Origin of the sequence: Salipiger sp. PrR007 (assembly GCF_010499845.1) — a bacterium.
Lineage (GTDB): Bacteria > Pseudomonadota > Alphaproteobacteria > Rhodobacterales > Rhodobacteraceae > Salipiger > Salipiger pacificus_A.
The window spans coordinates 1-1,844 of record NZ_JAAGOZ010000091.1; the positions used below are offsets into that span (position 1 = coordinate 1).

Annotated in this window: 1 protein-coding gene; it reads left to right on the forward strand. The window is 66.6% G+C overall.

Going from position 1 to position 1,844, the window contains the following annotated elements; all coding sequences use genetic code 11:
* Nucleotides 1–1,844 (forward strand): M13 family metallopeptidase (locus tag G0Q01_RS24575; protein ID WP_164213948.1); only part of this gene is annotated, 1,844 nt, incomplete at both ends.

Here is a 1,844-nt window from a genome sequence, read left to right on the forward strand (position 1 = left end):
GTCGACCCGGCGGAAGACTTCTACCGCTACGCCGCCGGGGGCTGGCTCGAGCGCATCGACCGGCCGGAGAAACATCCGAAATACAGCATCTTCACCATCACCGGCGAGATCGTGCAGGCGCAGGTGAACGAGATCTTCGCCCGCGCCGCCGCGGAGGCCGAGGGCGCACCCAAGGGCAGCCCGGCGCAGCTCGTGGGCGATTTCTACCGCGCCTACATGGATACCGAGGCGATCGACGCCCGCGGCATCACCCCGATCCAGGCCGAGCTCGACCGCATCGATGCCATGACCGGGCTGAGCGACCTCGTGCCGTTCCTCGTGCGCATGGACAGGATCGGCGGCCCCGGTGTCTTTCTCGGTTTCGGCCATACCGAGGGCATGCTCGACAACAGCCAGTACGAACTCGCCTTCGCAAGCGCCGGCTTCGCGATCAACCCGAACTTCGCGAGCGTGCTCGAAGAGCCCGACGACGGCGCCCGGCTGATTGCCTACCGGACCTTCTTCGCCGAAACGCTCATGGTGGCAGGCTACCCGCCCGGAGACGCCAGCCGCATCGCGCGCGCGTCCGTCCAGATCGAGCGGATCCTCTATAGCGGCGTGCTGTCGCCGGTCGAACGGGCCGATCCGCAGATGCGCTACAATCCCATGACACTGGCCGAGGTTCAGGCGCAAATCCCCGAGATCGACCTGTCCAAGCTGCTCGAAGCGGCGGGCTACCCCGAAGGGATCGAAGATGTGGTCCTTGCCTCCCCGCGTTACCTGCCGGTTCTGTCCGAACTGCTGCGCACGCGGCCGCTGGAGGAGATCAAGGACTATCTCAAGCTGCGGGTGTTCCTGAGCTTCGCGCCGGTGATGTCGACCGAGTTCCAGAAGCCCAACATGGCGTTCTCGAGCGCCCTGCTGGGCAGCGCAGTGCTGCCGCCGCGCGAGGAGAGCGCTTTCCAGCTCATCGCCGATGAGCTCGCGCATCCGCTGGGGCAGCTCTATGTCGAGGCCAACCTCTCCGACGAGGCGCGGGCCACCGCCGAAGAGATGTTCACCCGCATCAAGGCCGTGTTTGCCGAGCGCATTCCGACCCGCGACTGGCTGAGCGAGCAGACCCGTGTCCAGGCATCGGAAAAGCTCCGCGCGCTGACCGCGAAGATGGGCGGGCCGGAAGAGTGGATCGATTACTCCGACGTCGAGATCGGCGCCGACCCCGTCGCCAACCTGATGGCGATCGCCGCCTTCGAGCATGCGCGCTACATGGCGAAATACGGCGGCCCGGTGGTGCAGGAATCGTTCAACACCGCGTCGACCCGCCCCACCACCGTCAACGCCGCCTACAATCCCGGCATCAACGGCTTCGAGGTGCCCGCGGCGATCCTGCAGCCCCCCTTCTTCGAGCCGCAGAAGGACGCGGCGGTCTGGTTCTGCCGGATGGGCGCCATTCTCGGCCACGAGATGACCCACGGCTTTGACTCGATGGGACGCCAGTTCGATGCCAGCGGCAACCTGCGCGACTGGTGGACCGCGGAAGATGCGGCGCAGTTCGCTGCCAAGGCCGACCAGCTGATCGCGCAGGCCAACACTTACCAGATCGCGCCGGGGCTGATGGCCAACGGGCCGCTCGAGGTCGGCGAGAACATGGCCGATCTGGGCGGCATCACCCTCGCGCACGAGGCCCTGCTCGACTACCTCGAAGAGCACCCGCAAGAGAACGTCGAGATCGACGGCTTCACGCCCGAGCAGCGCTGCTTCCTGTCCTGGGCGCAGAACTGGACCTCGAAATCGACCGAGGCCTATGATCGCCTGCTGGTCGCGGGCGATCCGCACGCGCCGTCGCCCTACCGCGCAATTGCCGC